Annotated in this window: 5 protein-coding genes and 1 pseudogene; 4 read left to right on the top strand and 2 right to left on the bottom strand. The window is 59.6% G+C overall.

The window, feature by feature from the left end; translation table 11 throughout:
* Nucleotides 1-150 (bottom strand): annotated as a pseudogene (locus E5W70_RS29970) (LuxR family transcriptional regulator); the annotation flags it as partial.
* 10 nt (nt 151-160) lie between these two features.
* On the bottom strand, nt 161-343 hold the full coding sequence (locus tag E5W70_RS29965) for a hypothetical protein (protein WP_292664898.1): 183 nt from the start codon (nt 341-343) through the stop codon (nt 161-163).
* 607 nt (nt 344-950) lie between these two features.
* On the opposite strand from E5W70_RS29965, the gene E5W70_RS29960 reads away from it, so the two are divergent.
* From E5W70_RS29960 to E5W70_RS29950, 4 genes are all read left to right on the top strand, one after another.
* Nucleotides 951-1643: an RNA polymerase sigma factor gene (locus tag E5W70_RS29960; RefSeq protein ID WP_292664897.1), complete on the top strand. Its 693-nt coding sequence runs from the start codon at nt 951-953 to the stop codon at nt 1641-1643.
* Nucleotides 1644-1850: 207 nt separating this feature from the next.
* Entirely contained in the window at nt 1851-3203 is a 1353-nt protein-coding gene (locus E5W70_RS29955; RefSeq protein ID WP_292664896.1) for a hypothetical protein, read from the top strand.
* Nucleotides 3204-3256: 53 nt separating this feature from the next.
* Entirely contained in the window at nt 3257-3403 is a 147-nt protein-coding gene (locus E5W70_RS33225; protein WP_366509757.1) for a twin-arginine translocation signal domain-containing protein, read from the top strand.
* A gap of 709 nt (nt 3404-4112) precedes the next feature.
* Nucleotides 4113-5297, top strand: a 1185-nt coding sequence (locus tag E5W70_RS29950) for an HWE histidine kinase domain-containing protein (protein ID WP_292664895.1), incomplete at its 3' end; no start/stop codon positions are given.

Here is a 5297-nt window from a genome sequence, read left to right as displayed (position 1 = left end):
CGCCAATGCCTCGAAATCCCGCCGCAGCCAGGCTTCGGTCTCGGCGCGGATCACCGGCACGACTGCGGCCTTATCGTCCTCGCTATTGTCCATCACCCGCTCTCCGGCAACGTCGCGTGGCAGCATATCACGGCCAACCTCTCGCGGCATGTCACCGGCCTCAGCTCGGAGGCATGCCTACAAGGATCAGCAAGGCGCAGACGACGATTGACCCGAGCAGCCCCGGGCCCAATCGCGGCAAGGCGACCTGATCCGAGTAGTAGCGGTCTTCAGACTTGGCGTCCTTCAGCGCGGGACGGGCCCCTGAATGAAGGTTCGCTGCGACGAGACTGTAAATGTCCATGACTGCCTCCGGTGCTGGCGCTTACATCGCCGGCACCCTGGCACGGACGAGCGTGCCGCTTTGTCATGCGCGCGCACCACAGAGCCTCGGTGTGGGGGGAGGCACAAAGCAATGGCAACAGGCGTTGCCTGCTCACCGGATGACCATGGTATTGCCTGAGGGCGCTTCCGATGGCGAAGGTCCGCTTTTGGGCGCTTTGCTGACGGGCAATTGGGGCCGACAGCGGACTAGCAGCTTCAGGCTGCGGTTCTTCAGGAGCGGACATTCAGGTCGGCTCGGGCATCGTCGTGACCTGGACCCAATCCGACCACCGGGACCCATTTTCCTTCCAGAAACCGGACATTGGGCCCAACCAGCGCTCGTGACCCGAAGGCGACCTTCATTTCCTAGAAGCGCGTATGACTGCTCTTAGACGGAAAGCCGGCATTTGATGGATGCTGTGCTTGGAGGGCGGGTAATGAAGCGTCATAGCATTGTCGGCATGATAGGCGCCGTCGGCTTGCTTCTCGCCGCTGTGTTTGATTGCCTGTTGCCTTCCACTGATGAAACAGTCGACTAGGACCTTTTTTGCTGTGAGGGCACCGAATTGGTGATTAGATAAGTTGTCATGTCCGACCCACGCATCGACAGGGGCGATGACGGGCGCAATTCCAAGGATGTGGAACTGGTCCGCCGCGCGTTGGCGCGCGACGCGGACGCATTACGAACCATCATGCAGATGCACAACCAGCGCCTCTACCATATCGCGCGTGGATTGGCCGACGACGACAGCGAAGCCGAGGACATCGTTCAGGAAGCCTATGTCAACGCCTTCGCCCACTTTGCCGAGTTTCGAGGAGAATCGGCATTGTCGACATGGCTCTGCAGGATCGTCGTCAACGAGGCATTAGGACGCTTGCGAAGGAGTCGGCGCGCGGCAGCTTTTGCAAAATCTGCGGCACGGGCCAATGCCGAAGTCATACAGTTTGCTCTCGACAAGCATTCCGGGGACGCAGAGCGAACGGTGGCGCAACGACAAATCCTGAGCTTGGTCGAACAGGCAACCGATAGGCTGCCCCCCGCCTACCGCGTTGTTCTTATTGCCCGAGCAATCGAAGGACTCTCTAATGACGAGACAGCGGAACTGCTCGGAGTGCGTCCCGAGACAGTGCGGACGCGGCTCCATCGCGCTCGCCGTCTCCTTCGCCAAGAGCTAGACGAGCAGATTGGCCCCGTGCTGCTCAATGCCTTCCCCTTCAAGGGCCGACGCTGCGAGCGACTAATCGAGACCGTTATAGATCGCCTTCGTTTTCCAGCCTAACTGCGTGACGGAAGGTCTTTCTGCGCCTCTCTCTCCCATGCCGGCAGAAGGTCCATGCTCTATCGATCGATCGGTTTTCGCGCCGGACGCGGGAACGTTTTGACGGTTCGATCATCCAATATTGTCAGCCAGATTCGGTAGCCACGCAATCGGGACGTCGCCGAACGGGTAGACCAACTGGAAAACAACATTCGGGAGGACAAGGCAGTGTCAGCACGGTTCAATCGTATTGGTGTCTCCTTGGTCATTCTGGTCTCCGCGGCTTTGATTCCGGCCGCTGCCCAGACGGGCGCAAAAGGATCGGTCAGTGGAAAGGATTTTGACGCCGCCGCGGCCGAGCAGGCCAAGCGATATCTCAAGGAAGGTCGCGAGACTTTCCGTTTCGATACCTTTGGTAGCGAGGAGTTTTGGGGCGGCAAGCTCAAGCTCCATGAGGCGATCGCCGGGGAGAAACTGGGCGGGGTCGGACCTGGCCTCAGTCCGGAAATGGCTCTCGAACTTGGCCTCAAGGTCGATGTCAATGCAATTCCGAAGGATGTGGCTGCAGCTCTCGACAAAGGTGAGGTCGACCTTACCGATCCTGCAAGCACGCTTCTTCTGCTCAAAGCCAATGCCGTTGTCGGGGTGACCGGGTTCTTCGCCGAGGACGGAAAGACGCTGACTTCGGTCGGCATACAATGTGCCGTGTGCCATTCGACCGTTGACGACGCATATGCGCCAGGCATCGGGCATAGGCTGGACGGCTGGCCGAACCGCGACCTCAATATAGGCGCTGTCGTTGCATTGGCGCCTGACCTCACGGCGTTCACCGAAATGCTGCAGATATCCGAAGCGGAGGTGAAGAAGGCGGTGGAAGCATGGGGCCCTGGCAAATTCGATGCTGAACTGAACCTCGACGGCAAGGCATTCCGGCCGGACGGCAAGACGGCCGCCACGCTCAATCCACCCGCCTTCGGATTGGCCGGCGTGAACAACCATACATGGACCGGAGCCTGGGGCACGGTGAGCTACTGGAACGCCTATGTCGGCAATCTCGAAATGCACGGCAAAGGCGTTTTCTACGATCCGCGCCTGGACGATGCAGAGAAGTATCCGGTCGCAGCGAGAACGAAACAGGGCCACAAGCAGGACGAGGAAGACCGGATCACGGCGAAGCTGCCGGCGCTTCACTTCTATCAGCTTTCGCTGCCGACCCCGAAGCCGCCCGAGGGCGCCTTCGACAGTGCGGCGGCGGAGAAAGGCGAGGTACTTTTCAACGACAAGGCCAAATGCGGCACTTGCCACGTGCCGCCACTATTCACCGAGCCGGGATGGAACCTGCATACGGCCGATGAGATCGGGATCGACGATTTCCAGGCGATGCGATCCCCGGACGAGCGTTACAGGACGGCATCGTTGCGTGCACTTTGGAACACGGAAAAAATCCACAAGGGCGGTTTCTACCACGACGGGCGGTTCGCCACCCTCAATGACGTCATCAAGCATTATGACGACCATCTGGGCCTTGATCTGACCGATCAGGAAAAGAGTGATCTGATCGAGTACCTCAAGTCGATTTGACCCAGCACTTGACGGCGTCGGCGTTCCACGGATGTCGATTGGGAGGAAAGGTTATGAACGGTGATCGTAGTGAGGCAAATCGCTGGTCGGCACAAAGCGTGCCAAGCCAGACGCTGTCTCGTCGGAAGTTTCTGAAGGTATCGATGACCGGCGTCGCCATTGCCGGTGGAGGCGGGCTTGCTTCCTGCATGACGGGCTAGCCTGCGGCGCGTGGCGCCGAACAACGCCAAAGCCTCTGGCACTCTATCAGGATGTTCCAAACAAAGGTCGCCGCTGCGCAGGGTGCGCCCATTTCGTGGAGCCGAATGCATGGAGATCGTTGCGGCGAAATCAGCCCTGATTGCTGGTGCCGCTTTTACAAACCGCGGCCAGCCTGATCGGTCGGAAACCAGCGGCAGGGGAACCTCGTTGGAAACGGATCAAGGAATCACATGGGCCAGCGAAACGTGTATTCCGCCCGAAATCCGCAGTGCACGTCCAACATCGCGGCCCACCCGATCCAACCAATGTTGATCCCGTTCCTGGTAGCTTTTGATCACGACATTCTCGTGGGATCGCTGTCAGGAAATGGATCATCAATTCGCCTGATCTTGCTCGGCAAACATCCGAGAAGAGGCCGGATCGCGATCTTCAGTGAGTCCACTGCAGACGTCCGCGCATGGCGCGACCGAGCCGGCCGAAGGATTCGTTCTGCCGTACAGCCGCGGAGCGTTCTTCGTCGCGGTCGGGCGGCGAGCCGACTTTCTGGCTCCGCGCCGCAGACCGGTTGACGTTAGAAAGAGGCCATTCCTTCTGTTTCCGATCAAGTGGGGCTCACAACGAGCTATCCAACTGGACTCTAGCTCAATCTGCTGTTCATTGTAACGAATGGGCAACCAAAAATCCTCGGGGGAAAGCAGGCCACCCCGGTTGTACAATCTCGGTTCAACTGGCCTTGCCGAAGCGATCTTGCAGACCATGGATCAGCCGCTGCTGGTCCTAAGAGACGACCTTACGGTCGAGGAAGCCAATTCGGCGTTCTATACGCTGTTCAAGGTCGACACCAAAGAGACCCGCAGGCGCCTGCTCTACGAACTCGGCAATGGCCAGTGGAATATCCCCGAGCTCCGTCGGCTCCTGGAAGAGATCCTGCCGCAGCAGTCGGTAGTGGAGCACTACCGGCTAGAGCATAAGTTCCCGGAGATCGGCAAAAGGATCATGATCCTGAACGCGAGGCGGCTGCCGCCCGAGGGCGACCGCCCTGAACTGATCCTTTTGGTCATCTCAGATCGCACCGAGACCGAACAGGCCCGGTTCGAACTCGAAGGCTACGTCGAGTTCGGGGAAAAGCTGATCGACAGTACCCGGGAGGCGCTCCTGGTGCTCGATTGGGACCTGAAGGTGGTTCGCGCCAACCGGCCCTTCTATGACGCCTTCCAGGTGTCTCCTGACGACACTAAGGGGCGGCTGATCTACGAGCTCGGCAATCGGCAATGGGACATCCCGCGTCTGAGAGAGCTGCTTGAGAACGTCCTGCCCAACAACAACGCCTTCGATGATGTGGAAGTGGAGCATGATTTTGAGCACGTCGGCCGCCGCGTCATGCTCCTCAACGGGCGACGCCTCGACCACCTCGACCTCATCCTGCTGGCGATCCGCGACGTCACCGAGCAGCGCCGCATGGAGAAGGAGCGGGAAACGCAGGTTGGCGAGCTCCATCACCGGATAAAGAACGTCCTCACCACCGTCGATGCGCTGGTAAGACGAACGCTGCGCGACAGCGGTTCGCTTGAGGAATTCGGCCGAGCCTTCGAGAGCAGGCTCGGTGCCATGGCACGCACGCAGGATCTGTTGGTGCGCGCGCCGAGAGGAAGTGTTGATATGTCCGAGATTCTGCGGCTGGAGCTGCAGGCGCATGGCGCACGGGAAGGTGGGAATTTCAATCTCGACGGCCCCGCAGTCGCGCTACCGCAAGATGCGGTCCAGGCATTCGCAATGGCCGTTCACGAACTCACCACCAACGCAGTCAAGCATGGCGCGTTTGCTTCGCCTGAGGGGCGAGTTGACATTCAATGGACGGTGCAGGCGGGCGAAGGGGGCGCGATGCGTGTAATG

This window comes from Mesorhizobium sp. (assembly GCF_005063415.1).
Taxonomy (GTDB): domain Bacteria; phylum Pseudomonadota; class Alphaproteobacteria; order Rhizobiales; family Rhizobiaceae; genus Mesorhizobium.
Note: the sequence above shows the minus strand (reverse complement) of the source record. Positions and strands in the feature narration are given on the sequence as shown.